Source organism: Mycobacterium sp. MAA66 (genome assembly GCF_041261665.1).
Taxonomy (GTDB): domain Bacteria; phylum Actinomycetota; class Actinomycetes; order Mycobacteriales; family Mycobacteriaceae; genus Mycobacterium.
Genome location: NZ_JBGCCC010000005.1, coordinates 104,541 through 124,582 on the forward strand (window position 1 = coordinate 104,541; position 20,042 = coordinate 124,582).

Genomic DNA, 20,042 nt, shown 5'->3' on the forward strand with positions numbered 1-20,042 from the left:
CGCTGACACGATGCGGGTCAAGCTCGACCGCACGATGTGTGACGGCTTCGGCATGTGCGCCAAGCACGCGGCCGACTACTTCTCCCTCGACGACTGGGGATATGCCGTCCTGGTCGGCGACGGCAACATCCCGCTGCCGGACCAGCCGGCGGTGCTGCGTGCCCTGCTGGATTGCCCGGTGCACGCGATCATCGAACTGCAGGACAGGCCGGCGACCGCCGTGGCGGCTCCTGAACCGGACCTGGTCACCAACGAAGCGGAATGGGGATTCACCCGATGAGTCGACTTCCACTGCCGCAGCTCACCTTTGACAACGAGTTCTTCTGGACGTCCGGCGCCGACGGCACCTTGCGCATTCAGGGTTGTGACGACTGCAAGGCGCTGATCCACCCGCCGCAGCCAGTGTGCCGCTATTGCAAGAGCCACAACCTGTCCCCGCACGAGGTGTCCGGGCGGGCGGTGTTGTCGGCGTTCACCGTCAACCATCGGTTCTCCATGCCCGGGCTGACTGCGCCGTACGTTATCGCCCAGGTCGCCATCGAGGAGGATCCACGGGTTCGGTTGACCACCAACATCGTTGAGTGTGACCCCACCGAACTGGAGCTGGGCCGCGTCGTCGAGGTGACCTTCGAACAGCACGACGACGTGTGGCTGCCGCTGTTCCGGCCCACTGCCGAGCCCGAGACCGCACCCCTGCCCGACGACGAGATCCCACCGCAGGACTTCGGCAAGCACGTCCGGCCGATGTTGACCACCAAGAAGTTCGAGGACCATTCGGCCATCACCGGCATCGGGGCATCGAAGATGGGCCGTCGCCTCATGGTCAATCCGCTGGCGCTGACCATCGAGGCCTGCGAGGCAGCGATCGCCGACGCGGGTCTGACCCTGGCCGACATCGACGGTCTGTCCACGTACCCGGCGATCGACGCCGTCGGCATGGGCGAAGGTGGTTGCACCGCATTGGAGAACGCCCTGGGCATCCAGCCAACCTGGATCAATGGCGGCATGGACACCTTCGGGCCCGGCGGCTCGGTGATCGCCGCGATGATGGCGGTCGCCACGGGAATGGCCCGGCACGTGCTGTGCTTCCGGACGTTGTGGGAGGCCACCTACCAGCAGTTGATGAAGGAGGGCAAGCTCTCGCCGCCGGGGGGCATGCGCACCAACAGCTTCCAGATGCCGTTCGGCGCCATGTCGGCGGCACACACCTTGGCGCTGGGCGCGCAGCGCCACTTCCACCGCTACGGCACCACCCGGGAGACCCTGGGCTGGATCGCCCTGAACCAGCGGGCGAACGCAGCGCTGAATCCCACTGCCATCTACCGCGATCCGATGACCATGGACGACTACTTGAACGCCCGGATGATCACCACGCCATTCGGCCTGTACGACTGCGACGTGCCGTGTGACGGCGCCATCGCGGTGATCGTGTCTGCGGTCGACATCGCCAAGGACATGCCGCGCAAGCCGGTGCGGATCGAGGCGGTGGGCACCCAGATCATCGAACGCACCGACTGGGATCAGACCACCCTGACCCACGAGCCGCAGGTGCTCGGCCAGTCCGCACATCTGTGGACCCGGACCTCACTGCGGCCCAATGATGTTGATATTGCGGAGCTTTATGACGGGTTCTCGTTCAATTGTCTGTCTTGGCTGGAGGCGCTGGGATTCTGCGGCATCGGTGAGGCCAAGGACTTCCTGGACGGCGGCAAGGCGATAGCCCGCGACGGCATCATCCCGGTGAACACCCACGGCGGGCAGCTGTCACACGGCCGCACCCACGGCATGGGGCTGATGCACGAGGCAGTCAGCCAACTGCGTGGTGAAGCCGGTGAACGTCAGGTGGCCGGCGCCAAAGTAGCCGTCGTCAGTAGTGGCGGCCTGACACCCAGCGGCGTGCTGCTGCTGCGAACCGACGACTAGATGACCACCGCAGAACCGAGGCGACGCGTCGTGATGGTCGACGCGGTCCCGATGTCCGCACTGGTGGCCGCTCCGCCCGACCCGAACGGCGTGCTCGTTGCAATCCACGGCGGCGCAACGTCTTCGGTGTACTTCGATTGCCCGGGGCACCCTGAACTGTCACTGGTGCGGCAGGCCGCTGAGGCCGGGTACACCGCGATCGCGCTGGATCGTCCGGGCTACGGAGCCTCGGCGATGTACCAGGACACCATGGGCGACCCTGCGGAGCGAGTTCGGTTGGCCTGGGGCGCGGTGCGCAAGATCGCGCCAGATGGTCCGGTGTTCGTGTTGGCGCACTCACTGGGATGCGAGTTGGCATTGAGAATGTCACAGGGGATGGCTCCGTCCGACCGGGTCAGCGGCCTGTCCCTGGCCGGCACCGGTCTGACCTACAACCCCGCCGCACAGGAGATCCTGAGCCAGGCGACGTTGACCCACCGGCCGGCGGGCCTACGCGAATTGCTCTGGGAGCCAACCGAGTGCTACCCACCCGAAGTTCTGACCGGCGCGCTTTCCGCCCCGGGGGTCGAGTACGAGGGCAAGGTCACCGCCAATTGGGCGGGGCGCGATTTTCCGGATCTTGCCGCCGGCATCACCCCGCCGGTGCAATTCAGCGCCGCCCAACACGAGGCGGTCTGGGACTCGTCCCCGGCTGCGTTGGCTGCCATTGCGGCCCTGTTCACCGCGTCGCCACAGGTGCACATCAGCGAGATCGCCGACAGCGGACACAATCTCAGCGTCGGGCTCGCCGCCGGCCACTATCACCGGTCGGTGCTGGACTTCGCCGCGGAGTGCATGGAGACCGAGAACGAAAGGGAGGCGGGCTGATGAGCGCTTGCGCGAAGAAGAGAAGGTACCGATGAGCGCTTACGCGGACGGGAGAAGGCACCGATGAGCGCTTACACGGACGGGAGAAGGTACTGATGAGTGCTTTCGCGAAGAGGAGAAGGCACTGATGCGCGTCGGATTCATCGGATTGGGCAGTCAAGGCGGGCCGATGGCTCGGCGCATCGTCGAAGGTGGATACGAAACCACACTGTGGGCACGCCGCCCCGAATCCCTTGAGCCGTATGCGGACACCGCAGCCAAGACCGCCGCGACCCCGGCAGAGATGGCGGCAGGCAGTGATCTGGTGTGCCTGTGCGTCGTCGGCGACGACGACGTACGCCAGGTGCTGCAGGGCGACACCGGTGTACTGGCCGGGATGGCACCGGGCGGCATCATCGCCATCCACTCCACGATCCACCCGGACACCTGTCGCGAGGTTGCCGAACTCGCTGCCGCCAAGGGCATTTCGGTGATCGATGCACCGGTCTCCGGCGGATCACCGGCCGTCGAAGCAGGTACCCTGCTGGTGATGATCGGCGGCGAGCACGATGTCGTCGAGAAGGTCCGGCCGGTGTTCGGCACGTATGCAGATCCGATCGTGCATCTCGGTCCGCTGGGCAGCGGTCAGGTCGCCAAGATCCTGAACAACGTGATGTTCACGGCAAACCTGGGTGCCGCGATGAGCACGCTGGAACTCGGCGAGGCCCTCGGCGTGCCGCGCGACAAGCTCTGCCAGGTGCTGACCCAGGGTTCGGCCAACAGCAAGGCGCTCAGCAGCGTCGCGCTGTTCGGCGGATCTCTGGAGACCCTGGCACCCATCGCCGGTGTCCTGCTGCAGAAGGACTGTCGGCACGCCCAGACGCTGGCCAAGACTGACGCGGTGGATATTTCGGCCGGGACCATCCCCGGCGCAGTTTTCGGCACCGCCGACGCTGCGCTGACCTTGATGGGCCACCCGCGCTGATGAGCGCCCGATGCAGGTAGGTTTCATCGGCGCCGGCCGGATGGGCGCACCCATGGTGCGTCAGTTGGTCGAGGCCGGGCACCAGGTCCGAGCGCTTGGCCGCACCGACGAAAAGCGCTCGGCGTTGGCCGAATTGGGTGCCGTTCCCACGAACTCCATACGTGCGGTGACGGACGGCGCCGATGCCGTCGTGGTCTGCGTGTTCACCGACGACCAGGTCCAACAGATCTGCGAAGACCTGCCGGCCGAGATGGCCCCCGGAGCCGTCTTGATCCTGCACACGACCGGCAGCCCGCGCACCGCACAGCGTATCGCCGAACAGCACCCACACGTCGGCGTCATCGACGCCCCGGTCAGCGGCGGCCCACACGACATCGCCGCCGGGACGGTGACCCTGTTCGTCGGGGGCGCCGACGAAACCGTTGCCTCGGCCCGACCCATACTCGGTGCCTACGGCGACCCGGTGCTGCACGTCGGGCCGTTGGGCGCCGGGCAGACCGTGAAACTGATCAACAATGCGATGTTCGCCGCGCAGATCGGTGTGGTTGCCGAAGGAGCCAGGATCGGCACATCCCTCGGTGTCGCCGAGGCCGATCTGCTGGCCGCACTCGGACATGGCAGCTCGGCGAGCAAAGTGCTCGGCATGGTGGCCCGCGCGGGATCCGCCGACGGCTTCATCGCCGCGGTGGCAGAGTTCGTCGGCAAAGACGTGGCGGTGGTGCGCGATACTGCCGCCGGTCTCAACACCGAACTCGGGCTGCTCGATCCCCTGCTGAGTCGCGTCACCGGAACCCCTGCACCATAAGAATCCCGTGATCGGCGTGGCCGTTTCGACCTCGCGACGGCCGCCTACGGGGCATACTGTCTGCGTTACAGTTTTCTAGATTTTCGTAATATTGCCAGCGCCCCAGCCGGCCACCGGGGCGCGGAGGAGGACACCGTGACCAAGGCGGACCTGGTATTCGATCCGTATTCCGAGGACTACTTCAACAACCCATTCGACGTGTACACCCGAATGCGCGACGAGGCGCCGGTCTACTACAGCGAGGAGCATGACTTCTACGCGCTCACCCGGCACGTCGACGTCGCCGCGGCACTCAAAGACCACGAGACCTACTCGTCGTCGCGCGGCTGCGACCTGGCCATGGTGAAGTCAGCCGAGCCGCCGCAGAAGTCCATCATCTTCATGGACCCGCCGGACCACCGGCACATGCGCAGCCTGCTCAACAAGGCGTTCACCCCGCGAGCCGTCGAATCGCAACGGCAGACCGTCATCGAATTGGTCGACGAGTGTCTGAGCAAGATCGGCGCCGACGAGTTCGACGTCGTGCAGGATTTCTCCGGACCATTCCCGGTCGAGGTCATCACCCGGATGGCCGGTGTCGATCCCGAGTACCGCCAACAGGTGCGGCACTGGATCGATGACTCCCTGCACCGGGAATCCGGCCAGATCGGCATCACCGAGGCCGGGATGAAGGCCACCATCGACACCGCGATGTACTACCTGCAGCTGATCGCCGACCGGCGGGAGAATCCGCAGAACGACATGATCAGTCGCTTGATCGCCGCTGAGATCGAGCGCGATGGTGGCGAGATGACCAAGCTCGACGACCTCGAAATCGCCGGATTTGCAACGCTATTGGGCGGCGCCGGGGCCGAGACAGTGACCAAACTGGTGGGCACCGCGGTGGTGTTGTTCGCGAAGAACCCCGAGCAGTGGCAGAAGCTGTTGGACGACCGGTCCAAGATTCCGGCCGCGGTCGAGGAGTTGCTGCGGTTCGAAGGGCCGGTGCAGTACAACGTGCGGTACACGCTGCGCGAGGCGAACCTGCACGGCACCACCATCCCGGCGGGCAAGCCGGTGTTCCTGATCAGCGCCGCGGCCAACCGCGATCCGCGGGCGTTCACCGACGCCCACACGTTCGACATCGACCGCAACCGCACCGAGTCGCAGAACCTCGGTCTGGGGTACGGCATTCACAGCTGCCTGGGCGCGGCGTTGGCTCGGATGGAGAGCGCCATCGCGCTGGAGAAACTGCTCGACTTCATGCCCCGCTATGAGGTCGACTTCGACCGACTGGAGCGCGTACACATGCAGAATGTGTCGGGCTATTCCAACGTGCCGGTGAGGATACTCAGGTGAGCAAGATCGTCGTCGACTTCGGTCTGTGTGAGAGCAACGCGGTCTGCATGGGCCTGGCCCCCGACGTGTTCGAGGTCGACGAACGTGACTTCCTGAATCTGCTCACCGACGAGGTGACGCCGGAGAACGAGCGCGCGGTCCGCGAGGCCGTGCGCCAATGCCCACGACAGGCCATCTCCATCGAGGAGTAGCGTGCGATTCATCTTCGTACACGGCGGTTTTCACGCCGCGTGGTGCTGGGAACGCGTCATCACCGAGCTGGCAACGCTCGGGCACGATGGTGTTGCCGTCGACCTGCCGGGACACGGTGCGTTGGTCGACCAGGAGTCGACGCTGGCCAACCGTCGCGATGCCATCGTTTCGGTACTGGAGCCCGGCGATGTACTGGTCGGCCACTCCGGTGGCGGCTTCGATGTCACCCTGGCCGCTGACGCGGAACCCGAAAAGATCAGCCACATCACCTATTTGGCCGCCGCACTGCCCCGCGAAGGGCGCACGTATCCCGAGGCGATGGCCATGCGCGACGAATCCGACTTGGCCGAGGGCTTTGATGCCGATGTCGGAGAGATGTTGGCATATCTGCATTTCGACGACGCCGGCGCGATGACATTCGCCGACTTCGAGGGCGCACGGAAGTACTTCTACCACGACTGCGATGAGGCCACCGCGCGCTGGGCGTTCGACCGGTTGGGGCCGGAGCGGTTCGGCGATACCACCGTGATGCCGGTATCTGTTCCCAATTTCTGGACCGCCGACCTACCGCGGAGTTTCATTGTGTGCGAACAGGATCGATCGATGCCACGCTGGCTGGCCGACACCGTCACCCGCCGACTCGGTGTCGAGCAATTGAGCATCGACGCGTCGCACTCACCATTCCTGAGTCGCCCACGCGAACTGGTTGAACTCCTGGTGCACGCGACCACCACCACTCCGGTCGCACCCTTGATCCCGCACTGACCTCCGCTCGCGAGGCCGCCGCCATTGTGAGCTACGGCTGCTTCTGGCCGGGTTTCAGCAGCCAGCGGGCAACGAGGTCCAGCACGAAGCCGAGCACACCGATCACCACGATCACCGCCGCCACCTGGTCGTAGGCCAACTGGTCTCGGGCGTTGAGCACTTGGTAGCCCAGACCCGAACGCACACCGAGCATTTCCGCCGGCACGAGGACCACCCACGCGATACCCAACGCGACACGGATACCGGTCTGCACCTGCCCGCGAATCGCCGGGAGCACCACCGCCGTCACCAACTCGAATCGGCTGGCATGAAAAGACCGGGCGACGTCGAGGTACCCGGGGTCGACCGCCCGCACGCCGGCCACGGTGTTTATCAGCACCGGCCACACGGCCGCGATGGCAATCAGGAAGATCACCGGCTCATTGCCGATGCCGAATACCGCCACCGCGATCGGCGCCCAGGACAACGGCGAGATCATCCTGACGAATTGGACGATGGGCGCGGTAGCCCTGTCGGCAGTTGTATCGAGCCCGAGTAACAATCCCGCGGGGATGCCGACCACGATGGCGACCAGCAGCCCGATTATCAAGCGCCACAGACTGATCCCGATATCGGGCAACAGCACTCCACGGGACAACAGATCTGCCAGTGCGGGTACCACTCGCTGCGGTGCGGTTTGGCGCAACAGCGAGTGCGCAGCGCACAGCACTGTGGTGACCAGCCACCACAGGCCGACGGTCAGTGCGACAGCCACGACCGCGGGAACTGAGCGGGCCAAGAACGATCGGCGTACCCAACGGCGCGACTCCGGTTGCGCTGGTGTGTCTTTCACGACGTGAACAGGCGTTGTGGTCATGTCGGCTCTATCTGTTCGGTTCGGGTGAATTCGCTGCTGAGTCCGAAGGTCGCCGGACCCCCATGAGTGTGGATCGTTTTACGGACGAAGGAGTCGTCGACCAGGTCGGCATGCACGGTCGCCGGGTCGAGTCGATCCAAAAAGCGACGATCACCGTCGATGACGGTGTCGTGCATGGCCGTAACCAGTTCCTGGGTGAAGCTCGCGAACGGGAACGGCGCAAAGCCAAGTCGCTGCGGCAGCCAATCGGGGTGCCGCAACGGGTACGGCGGCTTCGGGTAGGTCATGGCCAACTCGATCGCCGGCACCGGCTGTGGCAGGTATCTTCCGCCACCGAGTTTGGCGGCCGCGGCCTTCCGGTCGGCCGACAATGTCCGCTGCGCCGTCACCACCGCGTCGGTGAACTGCTGGACGGCCGACGGCTGGGCGGCGATCACATCGTCGCGGGTGACCAACGCGCAGCAGGCGTGGTCGCGCCACACGTCGCCGAGGAAAGTATGAATGCGCCCGATCTTCTTGGTCTGGGCCAGTGCGTTGAAGGGATCCGCGACGACGTAGCCACCGATCGATCCGGTGGCCAGCGCCGGAACCATGTCGGACGGGCTCATCACGATCAGCTCGACGGTGCCTGCGGCCCGCGAAGCGCCGCGCCGGATCACCGGCTGCAGGCCATGAGCCCGAAGTACCTTCTGCAGCACGATGTTGTGGATCGACCACCAGAATGGAATGGCCAGCTGTGAACCGGCAAGCTCGGTCAAGTCGCGGATCTGCGGGGCGACGGTCAGTGCCGAGCCGTTGGTGTGATTCCAGCCCAGTACCCGCACCCCGCCCCCGAGCGCGTAGCGCAACTGCACGGCCATCGGCATCAGCAGGTGCACAACGTCGATCTGGCGGTTGAGGAAGGCCTCGGCGAGCGCCGACCAACTCCGGAACAGCACCGGCTTGGGGCTACCCACCGGATACAACCCCGCCGCGTGCGCCATCAACAGTGGCGCCGCGTCGGTGATGGGCAGGTATCCCACCCGAAGGGGCCCGGACGCCGTGGGATCCGTTGCGGCACTGTGGGCCAGATCAGCCAGACCAAGCGCACCTCCGGCGGCAGCCACCGCGGCAACCAGAGCCTGGCGCCGGGAGAACAGCGACCCGCTCACGCCGCTTCCGATACAGAAACCCGATAGTGGTCCAGGATTTCATCACGCAGTCCCGATCGGTCCTGCTCTTTCAGGCTCCACTGCTGCCGAATCACACCGGCGTCGGCAAGCAGCACCACTCGCTGCGCCAGCGACAGTGCCTCGTCGACATCGTGAGTGACCAGCAGCACGGTGATGCCCAGTTCGGCCGCCAGCGTGGCCAGCCACTGTTGCAGGTCGCCGCGGGTGCCAGGGTCGAGTGCACTGAACGGTTCGTCGAGCAGCAGCAGCCGAGGCCGAGTGGCCACCGCCCGCAAAATCGCCACCCGCTGAGCCTGGCCGCCGGACAGCTGGTCGGGGTAACGGTCGGCCAACCCGTCGACGCCGAACCGGCGCATCAGATCGGATACGTACCCAGCGTCGAACTCGTTGCGGCGGTGGCTGAATCGCCGCGCGTAGGAGACATTGTCGAGCACGGTCAGCCATGGCATCAGCAGCGCGTCCTGGAAGACCACGCCGATGTGCGGCCGCGCGCCGTCCGCCGGCCAGCTCACCGTGCCTGCAGTCAGTGACTCCAAGCCGGCCAGGACTCGCAGCAGGGTCGATTTTCCGCTGCCGCTACGGCCCAGCACCGCAACGAACTCCCCCGCTTCGACAGTCAGGTCAATGGGGCCAAGAGCGCCGGTGGTGCCGAATGTCTTGACGCCGGATGTTATTCGTACTGCTTCAGTTCCCACCGCAGTTGTCCTTCCGAAGGTGATTGCACGGGTAGAAAGGCGGCCTCCCGGAAGCGGCGATTGGCGGCCGTTCCTGCCCGGTACCCCTGTCCCCCAGCCAGAGCCGATTCCAGGCGGGTCGCCGCCACCGCGACATTGGCCGCGTCCAGCCGCAGCCGGATCACGTCGGCCAAATCGACTTCCTCTGGCGCCGAGGCGAATTCATCAAGACGCAGCCGGTCATCCTCGGCCCGTGCGGTCAGGTCAGCGAGATCGCCGGCGAACTGTGCCGCGAGTTGATCGTTCACGTTCGCGGCCGCGGTCAGCGCAGTTCCGGTCACGCCAACGCAGAATGCCGTCTGCAGCAGGAGAAAGGTCGGCTTGATCTGGCGGACGAAGCCGATCAGATCGGCGCTGATGATCCGTTCCGCACCCACCACGACGCCATCCAGGCGCAGCGATGTCGACCCCGTGGCGCCCAGTGCCATCAAGGTTGGCGCGGGGTCGATGTCGACCCCGGTTGCACCGACATCAACTGCGACAACGTAGAGCCGGCCTGCGGCGGTTCGAGTGGGCAGCACGACTATGGCGTCATCAAAGACGTTGGAAGCCCATCGGATTGGTCCGCTGATCCGCAGACCACCGCGGTGCTCTTCTGCGACCAGCGGGATCTGCCCCAACCCGGCCGCATGTTTGAGGCCGGCCGCCATGGCGGTGACGCCCGGACGCCGCGCGGCCAGCAGCGGCTCCAATAGTTCCGGCGGCCCGTCGCTCAGATAGTGAATCGCCATGCGATGGGCCCACGCCGAGAATCCGGCGGCCAGGCTCGCCGCCGACACCTGCTCGATCACCCGGACCATGGCGGGCAGTTCCCGCAGGCCGAACAAACCGGCTGCGCCGAGTGCCCTCAGGTCGTCGCGAACATCCGTGCGGCCCGCGTCGAGATCACCGGCTCGAGCGTCCACGCCGGCGGCAACCGTGGCCAACCGAACGGCGACGTCGTCGGCGACCAATGTCGTCATTGCCCGCCGCTTTCCAGGCCGTACAAGCGGTCGACCGGGGTCTGCACGGCCACCCGGGCCCGCCGCACCGCGTCCTCGTCCGGGGCGTCGTACAGACACAGGCATTTGTCCATGTCCACCCGAACGTAGGTGCGCAGGAAACTGACCTCGGGCACCTGCGCGTACTTGGGTGCGTTGGCCTTCTTGCGACTCAGGTAGCTGTCCATGTCCAAGTCGGCGGGCAGATCCCACTCGACCAGATATCCGGCCGTGGGACGAACGGCTTTCAACTGGTCCAGGTCCGCCCCCACCAGCCGCACTTCGTGCGGCCCGGTCAGTTCTGCCGCCGCGACGGAAGCCGCGTCGATCTGCGCCGCCCCGCCATCGGCGAACGCCGCCACCACGAACACCCGGTGCTGTCCGGTCACCTGGGCCTCGATGAGTTCACCGCCGGCCCGATGCACCTCGGCGTCGAGCGTCTTGATGGCCTGGTCGACTTCGGCCCGGCCGGGCAGTCCTGCGATTTCGTAGAGATACAGAGTCACGGTGTGTTCCTGTTCGTCGGCGGCGGTGACACCCACGACGCTGGCACGGACAGACTGGTCTGTCTATCGGGCTGACGTCGGTTAGGGTGCACACATGAGCGCGACCTCGACCCGCCGCCACGATCTGTCGGCCGCCCGCGACGACAGCACCGGACCGGCCCAGCGTCTGCTGACTACTGCATCGAATCTATTTGCCGCACAAGGAATTAGGGCCGTAGGCATCGATCAGATCCTGCGCGAGGCCGGGGTGGCCAAGGCCAGTCTCTACAGCTCCTACGGATCCAAGGACGCATTGGTGATCGCCTACCTGAACGAATTGGATCAGGCTGATCGCAAGCGGTGGGAAACCCGGAATTTGAGCACCACCGATCCAGTGGCCAAGCTACTGAGCTTTTTCGACCTGGCTGGGGCGGCCGCCCGCGCGCGCAAGTTCCGCGGCTGTCTGTACGCCAACGCAGCCACCGAGTTTCCCGGCCAGATCCTGGAACCGGTACGGGCGCACCGGCGATGGATGCGCACACAGCTGAGCGCGTTACTTCAGGATGCCGACGTGCCGGACGCCGCAGCGACCGCCCAACGTATCCAGCTGATCTATGACGGCGCACTCTCCGCGTCGAAGCTCGACCGTTCGACGGCGCCGATCACGCTGGCCCGCCAGATGGTCGCCGAACTGATCGTCCGCTCTGCGCAATCCACGCCGTAGGAACTGCCGTCAGTGTCCGACCTCGGCCGGCTCGATGCCGATAGCCGCCAACCGCCGCTCGGATGCCTGCTGACGGATGACTTTGGGCCACCAGAACCACTTGCCCAGCAACGCGGCGAGCGCCGGCGTCATGAAGGAACGCACGATCAGGGTGTCGAACAACAGCCCGAGCGCGATGGTGCTGCCCACCTGCGCCATGACCTTCAGATCACTGAAGGTGAACGACGCCATCGTGAAGGCGAACACCAGACCGGCCGAGGTGACCACCGATCCGGTTCCCGCCATGGACCGGATGATCCCCGTCTTCAACCCGCCCGGAAGCTCCTCCTTGAAGCGGGACACCAGCAGCAGGTTGTAGTCGGACCCGACCGCCAGCAGCAGGATGACCGACATCGCCAGCACCATCCAATGCAGTTCGAGGCCGAGCACGTGCTGCCACAGCAACACCGACATGCCGAACGACGCACCCAGGGACAGCAACACCGTGCCCACGATGACTCCAGCGGCCACCAGGCTTCGGGTGATCACCAGCATGATGACGAAAATCAGTGACACAGCAGCGATTCCGGCAATCATCAGGTCGTACTGCGAACCGTCGTGCATGTCCTTGTAGGTCGCCGCGGTGCCGGCCAGATAGATCTTGGCCCCCTCCAGCGGGGTGCCCTTGATGGCTTCCCTGGCCGCCTGCTTGATCGGCTCGACATGCGAGATGCCATCGGGTGTCGCGGGGTCGCCTTCGTGCTGAATGATGAACCGCACCGACTTGCCATCCGGGGAGAGGAAGTTCTTCATCCCTCGTTTGAAGTCCTTGTTGTCGAAGGCTTCTGGCGGCAGATAAAACGAATCGTCGTTGAGCGAGTTGTCGAACGCGTCACCCATTGCCGAGGCGTTGTCCTGCGCGGCCGACCGCTGATCCTGCCCGCCCTTCTGGGTCTGGTACATCGTCAGCATGTACTGCTTCATGTGCGACATGGTCGAGATCATGTCGGGCATCAGAGCGACCATCTGGGGCATCAACTTGTCCAGCTTGAGCAGATCAGGCATCAGGTTCTGGATGTCGTCGCTCGTGGTATCGATGCCGTCGAGGGTGTCGAAGATCGACCGGATGGACCAGCACACCGGAATGTCGTAGCAGTGCGGTTCCCAGTACAGATAATTGCGCAGCGGGCGGAAGAAGTCGTCGAAGTCCGAGATGTGGTCACGCAGATCCGCCACGTCGAGTGTGGTCTTGACCATCTTCGTGACCATGCCGTGCGTTGCCGCAGCCATCTGCGCGGTGATGTTCTGCATCTTGGTCATCGTGTCGATGTTGACCTGCATGTCATTGGCCTGCTGCAGCATGTTGGCCATCATGTCCTGCATGTACTTGTCATTCATCTGACTGGTGACGCCCTGCATACCCATGATGAACGGAATCGTCGAGTGCTTGATGGGCTTTCCGTCGGGCCGGGTGATGGTCTGCACCCGCGCGACACCAGGAGTGTGCACAATCGCCTTGGCGATCTTGTTGATCACCAAGAAGTCGGCGGAGTTGCGCAGATCGTGATCGGTCTCCACCATCAGCAGTTCGGGATTCATCCGCGAAGCACTGAAATGCCTTTCGGCAGCGTCATATCCGACGTTGGCCGACAGGTCGGCCGGCAGATAGCGGCGCGCGTCGTAGTTCGTCTTATAGCCGGGCAAGGTCACCAGTCCGACCAACGCCAGCGCCAGGGTGCCGACCAGAACCGGGCCGGGCCAGCGCACCACGACGACACCGACCCGCCGCCAGCCACGAGACCGGATCGCCCGTTTGGGCTCGAACAGTTTGAATCGGCTACCAATGGTGATCACGGCCGGGCCGAGGGTCAGCGCGGCGATGACCGCGACGAGGGTACCGATCGCGCACGGAACGCCCAGGGTTTGGAAGTACGGCAGCCGGGTGAAGCTCAGACACAGCATGGCGCCGGCGATGGTCAGGCCGGACCCCAGCACGACGTGCGCGGTGCTGCCGAACATGGTGTAGTACGCGGTTTCCCGGTCCTCGTGCGCTCCACGCGCCTCCTGGTAACGGCCGATGGCGAAGATCGCGTAGTCCGTACCTGCCGCGATGACCATCAACACCAACAGGTTCACCGCGAACGTGGACAGCCCGATGATGTTGGCGTTGGCCAAGAACGCAACCACACCACGGGCTGCGCCGAGTTCGAGGAACACCATCAACAGGATCAGGATCAGGGTGACCACTGACCGGTAGACCAGCAGCAGCATCACCGCGATCACTACCAGGGTGATGGCGGTGACCTTGGCGATGCTCTTGTCGCCGGCGTGGTGCTGGTCGGATATCAGCGGGGCGCCGCCGGTGACGTACACCTTGAGCCCGGCCGGCGGATTCGACTGCGCGACGATGTCCCGCACCGAGGCCACCGAGTCGTTGGAGAGGGTCTCCCCCTGATTGCCCCGCAGATAGATCTGGACGTAGGCGGACTTGCCGTCGCTGCTCTGCGAACCCACGGCGGTCAGCGGGTCACTCCAGAAGTCCGCGACGTGCTCGACGTGAGCGGTATCCGCCCGCAGTTTCGCGATCAGACCGTCGTAATAGTGGTGCGCGGCGGCACCGAGCGGCTGGTCTCCTTCGAGAACGACCATCGCATTGCTGTCGGAGTCGAATTCGCCGAAGTCAGCGCCGATCTGCTTCATGGCGATCATCGCCGGCGCGTCCTTGGCGCTCAGCCCGACGGTGTGCGCCTCGCCCACCTTCTCCAGGCTGGGGACGAAGACACTGGTGCCGACGTTCAGCGCGAACCAGCCCAAGACGATGGGGATGGCAAGCGCCCGGATGAGATGGCCGATCTTGGATCGTTCGGCATTATTGGCACTCATCGACAGCACCCTCCGATCAGGCCCAGCATGCACGTGGAGAGCGAGCTCGTCGGCATTACATAGCGGTTATCGCGCGTAATATACCTAGCCCGTCAAACCTTTGTCGATGGTGGACAGATTTCCGCCTGGCTTGACGAGGCTGTCAATTCCGGAATTCCTCGTACGGATCAGCCGTGGCGTTCCTCGGACGGCGAACGCACGTCACCCAAGACGATCTGGCCAATACCTATTCGCTGCAGACAACGACGGCGCAGAGGGCACGGCCCGACGGGCCTTGAGCCAGCCTCGGTAATTGCGCAGGGCGCGCTGCGCAATGAGCTGATCGCAGGCCAACGCCATCAGCGGGTGGGTCGAGGTTTTCGGTTGTACCCCCCGAGAAATGCGTCGAAGTTGTTGGCGGACTTGGGCCATGCCGGCGGCGGAGGCGAGCTGCGTGTCGGACCAGCGCACGGGACGCAATGCTTGCGTCGCTTCGGCGCCGTTACGCCACCGCTGCGGAAGGTCCGGCGTGACGGCGAGGGCGGTGCCGATTCCCGCCACCGCCACACCGTGGTCCAGGACTTGTTCAGCGGTGGCGCGCCGGGTGATTCCGCCGGTCAGCATCAGCGGAATCGGGCTGGTGAGAGCAAGTTCGGAGGCCAGATCGAGGAAGTAGGCCTCGCGCTCGGCGGTCCGTCCGTCGGCCGGTCGTCCCGTCATTGCCGGACTCTCGTAGCTGCCACCGGAGAGTTCGACCATGTCGACACGCAGCGGTGCCAGCATCTCGATGACCAGCCGCGCGTCGCCGGCGTCGAAGCCACCGCGCTGGAAATCAGCCGAGTTGAGCTTGACGGCGACCGAGAAGTCGGGCGTGACGGACTCGCGCACCGCCCGCACCACATCCAGCAGGAGTCGCGCGCGGTTGTCCAACGATCCGCCCCACTGGTCGGTGCGCTGGTTCACCAGCGGGGACAGGAACTGCGAGAGCAGATAGCCATGCGCGGCGTGGATCTCGACGCCGTCGAAACCCGCGTCTTCGGCCCGCGCCGCGGTAACTGAGAATCGTCGAACCGTCTCGGCAATTTGATCGGCCGACATCGCTGTCGGCTTGGCGAAGCGCTTGGCCTGGCTACCCGAGACAGCCACGGCCGACGGACTCCACGCCACTCCCGGCATATCCGCCTGCACCTGCCGGCCCGGGTGGTTGATCTGCATCCACATCGCCGCGCCGCCGGCCTTACCCGCCTCGGCCCACCGAACGAACGGATCCAACGGGGCGTGCTCGTCGAGCACGACGCCGCCCGGCCCGGTCAGCGCGTCGGCATGCACCATCACGTTGCCGGTGATCAGCAAGCCGGTACCGCCGGCACCCCAACGGCGGTACAGCGTGAACAATCGCTCATCCGGCAGTTGACCGGCTGCCGCCATGCTTTCTTCCATTGCGGCCTTGGCGATGCGGTTCGGCAAGATGCGGCCCGATGCCAGTGTCAATGGGGTGAAAAGTGGTGATGCCATGAGTCCGAGGCCTCCAGTCGGCTAACATGTAAACACTGCTGACATATGTGAACAGTGCTGACATTAGGCACCGATGTAAACGGTGTCAACATGTGTGAGGAAGGACTCATGCCACCGTCGAACGCGACGTACCACCACGGCGACTTACGGACCGCCCTGATCAGTTCCGCATTGGCATTGCTGGAAGACGGTGGGGCCGAGGCACTTTCGATACGTGCCGTGGCCCGGCACGCCGGGGTGACCGCCGCTGCGCCATACCGGCACTACGCCGACCGGGACGCCTTGCTGTCAGCGGTCGCGGCAGTCGGCTATCAAGACCTGGCCGAAGTACTGGTCGACGCCAACCCCGAGCCGTCAACGCCAGAAGAACTGGCCGACGTCGCAGTGGCATACGTGCAGTTCGCCCTGCGCCGACCCGCCCTGTTTCGGGTGATGTTCAGCGAACCGTGCGATCCCACCACCCCAGAACGGGCGCACGCCACGACCGTCATCACCGCCTACGTGAATGACATCGTTGCCCGCGCGTTTCCAGACTCTGACACCGAATCTCTCAGCGATGCGATCTGGGCGCTGGTGCACGGATTGGCGTTTCTCTACCTCGACGGAAAGTTCGACAACGCCGACCCCCAGGTCACCGACGCGCGGGTCCGCGCCGCAATCCACGCAGTCGCAAACCTGCGCAACTAGACGCGCAGCCTTCTGCGATCGACGAATCGCCAGTTACCGGGTGGCGTCAAATCCGCAGGCCGACGCGTCTTGGTGATTTCACGCAGGTCGACATCCAATCGGCAAATCACAGGACAGGAATGCCGACCATGTGTATTAAATACGCAATGGCTAAAACGGCATCAACTATTCATAACAGTCGGGCACTGTTAATCCGCTTTGAAGTGCCTGAGTGTTACGTTATGCCGGTTCAACCAGCATTGACGTGAGGTGGACGCGGATGACACGGGTGTCGCTCATCGCCGGTGGTGCAGGCGATTTGGCGTTCGCCATGGCCACAATCGTTGAGCCCGGCCATCGCGATTGGGTCAGCGCCGCGATGACAGAATTCGATACCTCGGTCGCCCGTAGCGAAAGTGTCGGCGGCGCCGGCAAACCCACCCTCGCGGCAGACAACATTCGTCAACGGACTGGCAAATGACGGCGGTCAACGACGCCGACAGCTCATTGGCGGCTCTCTATACCGACAGGGTCGAGGCCCTCTCCAGCGCGAGGGCACGTCTGCGTTTCGATCCGGACGTCGATATCGACTGGGACGCAACCGAGAACGCACTCGATCAGAACGACCCCCGCTGGCAGCTGGATTCCGATATCGCTCCGCTGGCGGCAACCGACTGGTATGCCGAACAGTCTTTGAAAAACCGCATCGACATGGGCCGATGGCTCACTGCGAACATGCTCAAGGTCACGCTTCAATTCGAGATGATGTTGATCCGCGGAGTGGTCCATTACGCCGGCAAGCTTCCGAACGGCTCCCCGGTATCGCAGTACCTGATCTCTGAGCTGGCCGACGAATGCAATCACATCCAGATGTTCCAGGAATTCATCAACCGCACGGGCGAAGACGTGCCTGGGATGCGGCGAGGCTCCCGGATATTCGGGCCGATCCTGAGCTTTGTCGGCGGTTACGCCAGTGTCTTCCTATTCATCGGGGTACTTTGTGGCGAACAGCCGCTGCATTTTCAGCAGACGCTGCAACACCGAGGCACGGCGCAGGTTCCTTCGCTGCTGAATAAGATCACCTACATCCATCTGGCCGAGGAAGCTCGCCATATATCATTTGCCGACGTTCATCTGGCGAATTGCATCCAAAAGGCCGGACGCTTCCGGCGGGCGCTGTACGCGATTACCTTCCCGCTGTTTCTTCGGTGGTTGATCGGGGAGATGATCGCGCCGCCACGCACGTTCGCCCGGCAGTTCGGGATTCCACGACGAGTGTTCAAGGCCTCCTATTGGCGCAGTGCGCGATCGCGGCAGATGATGGCCGAGTCGGCCGCAGACGTTCGACGAGTTGCCGAAGACCTCGGTCTGCGAACCGCGTGGTCACGGTGGATCTGGCGGGTCCTGGGTATCGACGGGCGCCTACCCCGGTATCGCGGTGAGCCGGACCGTAGCGCCGCGCAAGAGCGGGTGGCCAGGTTCCGGACGACCGTGTGGATGCGATGTACGGCCGCGGCGATCATGGTGGCTCTCGCACTGGGCGCAACGCCGGTCGGATTGCGCATCATCACCGTTGCCGCGGCCGGGGCAGCCGTGTGGGCGGCATACCACACCCTGCGGGAACGCCGCGGCGGCGTGATGGGGAATCAGCCTTTCGAATGGCCGAGGCTTCTGGTCTGGGTGGTCGTCTGCGTGACCATGATTCCCACCGGCGGATTGATCGGGCTCGCCTTGGTGGTGTTCATGATCCTTGCGCTCGCCGAGTTCATGCCCACCCTGTAACGGCGCCACATGAGAAAGGCACCAATGACACCATTTTCCGCGGCCGCACCGGGCAAGGTCCGCGCCACCGAGGCCGGACAGTGTTACGGTCCGCGCATGGCGGACCTGCCCTATTTCGATCTCCTCATCGACGAGCGGGCCGGCGGCGGCCAAACGGGCCAGCTCTGGGAGAACCAGGTGCACTGGGGCTACTGGGAAGACCCCAAGAGCGCTGATGGCACCCGGGCCGACTACATCGCAGCCATGGAGCACATGAACGGCGTGCTGATCGAGGCCGCAAAAGTCACCGACGGACAGAAGCTGCTCGATGCCGGCTGCGGGTTCGGCGGCACCATCGGGCAGATCAACGCCAGCCGCTGCGACATGAACATCACCGGCCTGAACATCGACCCGCGCCAGCTCGCGGCCGCGGCGGCCCAGACCACGCCCCTGAACGGCAACACGATTGATTGGGTCGAGGCAGACGCCTGCCAGCTACCGTTCCAGGACAACTCTTTCGACCGCATCCTGGCCGTCGAGTGCATTTTTCATTTCCCCTCGCGCGAGAAATTCCTGGCCGAGGCCGCCCGGGTGCTCAAGCCCGGCGGCTATCTGGCGGTGTCCGACTTCGTGCCGACCATGATGTTCTTCGGCAAGACCCCGATCTGGATGGCGATCCGCCCCCGAATCGCCAAGTCCTACGGAACCCTGGGCAATGTGCCCCTGCGGGGCTACAAAGCCATGGGCAAACGGGCCGGGCTGCAACTGCACGCGCGCCGCAACATCCGCAAGAACACGTTGCCGACATACCCGTTCCTACTGAAGTTCTTCCGCGAGCAGGGTTCAGCAGACGCGCAGAAAATGATGATCGTCGGCACGCGATGGATGCGGTGGCTGTCCACGTTCGGCCTACTGCAATATCAGGTCTATACGTTCCACAAACCCGCCTGACCGTCCGCTCGGGGTGGGTCAGAAACCCGACAGGATGACCCCGTTGCAGTCGGCGGCGGCTTGCCGCAGCTTGGCTGCGGCCTGATAGGCGTCCGAGTAGTACCAATCATTCGCCGCCTGAACGGATTCGAACTCCAGCAGGACGGTCTGGGTGCACTCCCACGCGCCCTCGACGACGATCGGCTTCTGGTCGACCGACAGAATGGTGGCCCCGCCCATCGCGTTACGCGCTGCCTTGCCGTACTCCGCCATCCCTTTGGGATCGGTGACGGTCTCGGTGATCAGGACGTAACCCTTGGCCATTCTCATTCTCCTTCAACGGTTTTGATCGCCTGTTCGGGGCAGCAGTCGACGGCCTCGGCCACTGCAGCGGCGTACTCGAGGGGAACCTCGTCGACCAGGACTTCGGCGTAACCCCCGTCACCGATGGCGAATACCTCGGGGCACAGCGTCAGACACATGCCGTGCCCACGGCAACGGTCTTCGTCGACAACGGCTTTCAT

Annotated in this window: 22 protein-coding genes; 13 read left to right on the forward strand and 9 right to left on the reverse strand. The window is 64.6% G+C overall.

What is annotated here, in order from left to right; translation table 11 throughout:
• The first annotated feature begins 10 nt into the window (after window positions 1-10).
• The 8 genes from ABIA30_RS16760 to ABIA30_RS16795 all read left to right on the forward strand — a co-directional run bounded on the left by ABIA30_RS16760 (window position 11) and on the right by ABIA30_RS16795 (window position 6,854).
• A complete protein-coding gene (locus tag ABIA30_RS16760) occupies window positions 11-280 on the forward strand; it encodes a ferredoxin (RefSeq protein ID WP_370067684.1) in 270 nt (89 codons plus the stop codon).
• A complete protein-coding gene (locus ABIA30_RS16765) occupies window positions 277-1,923 on the forward strand; it encodes an OB-fold domain-containing protein (RefSeq protein WP_370067320.1) in 1,647 nt (548 codons plus the stop codon). Before ABIA30_RS16760 ends, ABIA30_RS16765 begins: the two co-directional genes overlap by 4 nt.
• Entirely contained in the window at window positions 1,924-2,790 is an 867-nt protein-coding gene (locus tag ABIA30_RS16770; RefSeq protein WP_370067322.1) for an alpha/beta hydrolase, read from the forward strand. It abuts the gene before it with no gap.
• Window positions 2,791-2,917: 127 nt separating this feature from the next.
• A complete protein-coding gene (locus ABIA30_RS16775; RefSeq protein WP_370067324.1) occupies window positions 2,918-3,754 on the forward strand; it encodes an NAD(P)-dependent oxidoreductase in 837 nt (278 codons plus the stop codon).
• A gap of 10 nt (window positions 3,755-3,764) precedes the next feature.
• A complete protein-coding gene (locus ABIA30_RS16780) occupies window positions 3,765-4,559 on the forward strand; it encodes an NAD(P)-dependent oxidoreductase (protein WP_370067326.1) in 795 nt (264 codons plus the stop codon).
• 135 nt (window positions 4,560-4,694) lie between these two features.
• Window positions 4,695-5,897, forward strand: coding sequence for a cytochrome P450 (locus ABIA30_RS16785; protein ID WP_370067328.1), 1,203 nt, complete (start codon window positions 4,695-4,697; stop codon window positions 5,895-5,897).
• A complete protein-coding gene (locus ABIA30_RS16790) occupies window positions 5,894-6,088 on the forward strand; it encodes a ferredoxin (RefSeq protein WP_370067330.1) in 195 nt (64 codons plus the stop codon). Before ABIA30_RS16785 ends, ABIA30_RS16790 begins: the two co-directional genes overlap by 4 nt.
• A 1-nt stretch (window position 6,089) precedes the next feature.
• Window positions 6,090-6,854 (forward strand): alpha/beta fold hydrolase, encoded by a 765-nt coding sequence (locus ABIA30_RS16795; protein WP_370067331.1) that lies wholly within the window; start codon window positions 6,090-6,092, stop codon window positions 6,852-6,854.
• A 31-nt stretch (window positions 6,855-6,885) separates the two neighbouring features.
• Here the strand turns inward: ABIA30_RS16795 and ABIA30_RS16800 are convergent, their stop codons facing one another.
• From ABIA30_RS16800 to ABIA30_RS16820, 5 genes are read right to left on the reverse strand one after another with little or no spacing between them, the layout of a single operon-like run.
• Window positions 6,886-7,710 carry an ABC transporter permease gene (locus ABIA30_RS16800; protein WP_370067333.1) on the reverse strand — a complete coding sequence of 275 codons (825 nt, stop codon included), beginning with the start codon at window positions 7,708-7,710 and terminating at the stop codon, window positions 6,886-6,888.
• A complete protein-coding gene (locus ABIA30_RS16805) occupies window positions 7,707-8,861 on the reverse strand; it encodes an ABC transporter substrate-binding protein (RefSeq protein ID WP_370067335.1) in 1,155 nt (384 codons plus the stop codon). Before ABIA30_RS16805 ends, ABIA30_RS16800 begins: the two co-directional genes overlap by 4 nt.
• On the reverse strand, window positions 8,858-9,577 hold the full coding sequence (locus ABIA30_RS16810; protein WP_370067337.1) for an ABC transporter ATP-binding protein: 720 nt from the start codon (window positions 9,575-9,577) through the stop codon (window positions 8,858-8,860). Before ABIA30_RS16810 ends, ABIA30_RS16805 begins: the two co-directional genes overlap by 4 nt.
• Complete coding sequence (locus ABIA30_RS16815) at window positions 9,553-10,578, reverse strand: acyl-CoA dehydrogenase (RefSeq protein WP_370067339.1); 1,026 nt, start codon at window positions 10,576-10,578, stop codon at window positions 9,553-9,555. The genes ABIA30_RS16810 and ABIA30_RS16815 overlap by 25 nt, the downstream gene beginning before the upstream one ends.
• Window positions 10,575-11,102 (reverse strand): DUF4242 domain-containing protein, encoded by a 528-nt coding sequence (locus ABIA30_RS16820; protein ID WP_370067341.1) that lies wholly within the window; start codon window positions 11,100-11,102, stop codon window positions 10,575-10,577. Before ABIA30_RS16820 ends, ABIA30_RS16815 begins: the two co-directional genes overlap by 4 nt.
• Window positions 11,103-11,196: 94 nt before the next feature.
• Here ABIA30_RS16820 and ABIA30_RS16825 point away from each other — a divergent pair, with 94 nt between their 5' ends.
• The gene (locus tag ABIA30_RS16825; protein WP_370067343.1) at window positions 11,197-11,805 is read left to right on the forward strand and encodes a TetR/AcrR family transcriptional regulator; all 609 of its coding nucleotides are present in this window, start codon (window positions 11,197-11,199) and stop codon (window positions 11,803-11,805) included.
• Between the two features lie 9 nt (window positions 11,806-11,814).
• On the opposite strand, the gene ABIA30_RS16830 is transcribed toward ABIA30_RS16825, so the two are convergent.
• Window positions 11,815-14,667 carry an RND family transporter gene (locus ABIA30_RS16830; RefSeq protein ID WP_370067345.1) on the reverse strand — a complete coding sequence of 951 codons (2,853 nt, stop codon included), beginning with the start codon at window positions 14,665-14,667 and terminating at the stop codon, window positions 11,815-11,817.
• A 201-nt stretch (window positions 14,668-14,868) separates the two neighbouring features.
• Complete coding sequence (locus ABIA30_RS16835; RefSeq protein WP_370067347.1) at window positions 14,869-16,161, reverse strand: NADH:flavin oxidoreductase/NADH oxidase family protein; 1,293 nt, start codon at window positions 16,159-16,161, stop codon at window positions 14,869-14,871.
• A gap of 108 nt (window positions 16,162-16,269) precedes the next feature.
• Here ABIA30_RS16835 and ABIA30_RS16840 point away from each other — a divergent pair, with 108 nt between their 5' ends.
• The 4 genes from ABIA30_RS16840 to ABIA30_RS16855 all read left to right on the forward strand — a co-directional run bounded on the left by ABIA30_RS16840 (window position 16,270) and on the right by ABIA30_RS16855 (window position 19,539).
• Window positions 16,270-16,848 (forward strand): TetR/AcrR family transcriptional regulator, encoded by a 579-nt coding sequence (locus ABIA30_RS16840; protein ID WP_370067349.1) that lies wholly within the window; start codon window positions 16,270-16,272, stop codon window positions 16,846-16,848.
• Window positions 16,849-17,116: 268 nt separating this feature from the next.
• Window positions 17,117-17,308 carry a hypothetical protein gene (locus ABIA30_RS16845; RefSeq protein ID WP_370067351.1) on the forward strand — a complete coding sequence of 64 codons (192 nt, stop codon included), beginning with the start codon at window positions 17,117-17,119 and terminating at the stop codon, window positions 17,306-17,308.
• Complete coding sequence (locus ABIA30_RS16850) at window positions 17,305-18,609, forward strand: diiron oxygenase (RefSeq protein ID WP_370067352.1); 1,305 nt, start codon at window positions 17,305-17,307, stop codon at window positions 18,607-18,609. The genes ABIA30_RS16845 and ABIA30_RS16850 overlap by 4 nt, the downstream gene beginning before the upstream one ends.
• Before the next feature lie 24 nt (window positions 18,610-18,633).
• Entirely contained in the window at window positions 18,634-19,539 is a 906-nt protein-coding gene (locus ABIA30_RS16855) for a methyltransferase domain-containing protein (protein ID WP_370067354.1), read from the forward strand.
• An 18-nt stretch (window positions 19,540-19,557) separates the two neighbouring features.
• Here the strand turns inward: ABIA30_RS16855 and ABIA30_RS16860 are convergent, their stop codons facing one another.
• Both ABIA30_RS16860 and ABIA30_RS16865 read right to left on the reverse strand, forming a co-directional pair.
• Entirely contained in the window at window positions 19,558-19,842 is a 285-nt protein-coding gene (locus ABIA30_RS16860; protein WP_370067356.1) for a DUF1330 domain-containing protein, read from the reverse strand.
• A 2-nt stretch (window positions 19,843-19,844) separates the two neighbouring features.
• Entirely contained in the window at window positions 19,845-20,042 is a 198-nt protein-coding gene (locus ABIA30_RS16865; protein WP_370067358.1) for a ferredoxin, read from the reverse strand.

Excerpts from the sequence above, each read along its gene's own strand:
- ABIA30_RS16770 (WP_370067322.1), top strand. The coding sequence starts at position 1,924 with ATGACCACCGCAGAACCGAGGCGACGCGTCGTGATGGTCGACGCGGTC.
- ABIA30_RS16830 (WP_370067345.1), bottom strand. The coding sequence starts at position 14,667 with ATGAGTGCCAATAATGCCGAACGATCCAAGATCGGCCATCTCATCCGG.
- ABIA30_RS16835 (WP_370067347.1), bottom strand. The coding sequence starts at position 16,161 with ATGGCATCACCACTTTTCACCCCATTGACACTGGCATCGGGCCGCATC.
- ABIA30_RS16855 (WP_370067354.1), top strand. The coding sequence starts at position 18,634 with ATGACACCATTTTCCGCGGCCGCACCGGGCAAGGTCCGCGCCACCGAG.
- ABIA30_RS16800 (WP_370067333.1), bottom strand. The coding sequence starts at position 7,710 with ATGACCACAACGCCTGTTCACGTCGTGAAAGACACACCAGCGCAACCG.
- ABIA30_RS16865 (WP_370067358.1), bottom strand. The coding sequence starts at position 20,042 with ATGAAAGCCGTTGTCGACGAAGACCGTTGCCGTGGGCACGGCATGTGT.
- ABIA30_RS16825 (WP_370067343.1), top strand. The coding sequence starts at position 11,197 with ATGAGCGCGACCTCGACCCGCCGCCACGATCTGTCGGCCGCCCGCGAC.
- ABIA30_RS16860 (WP_370067356.1), bottom strand. The coding sequence starts at position 19,842 with ATGGCCAAGGGTTACGTCCTGATCACCGAGACCGTCACCGATCCCAAA.
- ABIA30_RS16780 (WP_370067326.1), top strand. The coding sequence starts at position 3,765 with ATGCAGGTAGGTTTCATCGGCGCCGGCCGGATGGGCGCACCCATGGTG.
- ABIA30_RS16775 (WP_370067324.1), top strand. The coding sequence starts at position 2,918 with ATGCGCGTCGGATTCATCGGATTGGGCAGTCAAGGCGGGCCGATGGCT.
- ABIA30_RS16765 (WP_370067320.1), top strand. The coding sequence starts at position 277 with ATGAGTCGACTTCCACTGCCGCAGCTCACCTTTGACAACGAGTTCTTC.
- ABIA30_RS16815 (WP_370067339.1), bottom strand. The coding sequence starts at position 10,578 with ATGACGACATTGGTCGCCGACGACGTCGCCGTTCGGTTGGCCACGGTT.
- ABIA30_RS16760 (WP_370067684.1), top strand. The coding sequence starts at position 11 with ATGCGGGTCAAGCTCGACCGCACGATGTGTGACGGCTTCGGCATGTGC.
- ABIA30_RS16850 (WP_370067352.1), top strand. The coding sequence starts at position 17,305 with ATGACGGCGGTCAACGACGCCGACAGCTCATTGGCGGCTCTCTATACC.
- ABIA30_RS16840 (WP_370067349.1), top strand. The coding sequence starts at position 16,270 with ATGCCACCGTCGAACGCGACGTACCACCACGGCGACTTACGGACCGCC.